This is a genomic window from Nocardia asiatica NBRC 100129, from assembly GCF_000308415.1.
Classification (GTDB): Bacteria; Actinomycetota; Actinomycetes; order Mycobacteriales; family Mycobacteriaceae; genus Nocardia; species Nocardia asiatica.
This window is the reverse complement of the sequence record NZ_BAFS01000345.1, coordinates 1-864: the sequence shown is the minus strand read 5'-3', so window position 1 is coordinate 864 and position 864 is coordinate 1. Positions and strand designations below refer to the sequence as shown.

1 protein-coding gene is annotated in these 864 nt (G+C 70.6%); it reads left to right on the top strand.

Annotation, left to right across the window (positions count from 1 at the left end):
* Nucleotides 1–41: 41 nt before the first annotated feature.
* A partial coding sequence (locus ON27_RS29320) for a hypothetical protein (RefSeq protein WP_157227387.1) occupies nucleotides 42–864 on the top strand: 823 nt, incomplete at its 3' end.

The window sequence follows — 864 nt, the reverse complement described above, 5'->3', positions numbered from 1 at the left end:
ACGGGGCCGAGCTGTTTCCACGACAGAACAGGAACCCAGTGATGACCGCAACGTTGAACGCACCCGAGACCACCGACTCTGTCACCGAGACCGTTACCGATGTCGCCGACACCGTTTCCCCGTTCGCCGCCGCGCTCGGGGAGATCGAATTCCTCCTGAACACCGATCCCGACGCCGCGCGCGAACGCTTCACCGCCGTGCTGGCCCTGGCCTCCCCGGCCGAGCGTGCATTCCTCGACCGCGCCGCCGAGATGTTGACCCGCTCCTCGTGGAAGACCGCGGCGCGTCAGCTCGGGTGGATGGCGAAGAGTCGCCCCGAACTCCGGTCGCTGATCGTCGATCACACCGCCGAGGGCGACCCGGGCCTGTATCGCCCCGAGCTCCCCCAGCAGTCCGAGACCTCGATCGAGGCGGCCGAATGGGTGCGTCGCTCCATCCGCGACCGCCGATACCGTGACCGCTACACCGCCACCCCCAGCGCGGCGACCGATGCGGCCCGCTACCAGTCCGAGAAGGTCGCCGCCCGCCGCGCTCGCATCCCCGCCCCCACCACCGCGCTGGTGAACCTGCGCCACCGCGGACGGGACCTGGCCGTGGCCGAGCGCCGCCACCGCGAATACGCGGGCTATGCGGCGCAGCGGTTGTACGCGATCGACACCGCCGTCGACGACGACCGCACCCCGCCGGTGCCCGAACCCTGGAAGAAGGCGGGACAGGTGTGGGCGCACGTGCAGGCCGAGTTGTGGGAGCGTTCCTACTTCCTGCACGTCGCCGAGTGCTACACCGAAGCCGACCGGTACCTGCTCGCCCCCGAACTGCCCGAACGCCACATCGCGCCCCAGCGCCGTCACGCCGGGCTCGAGG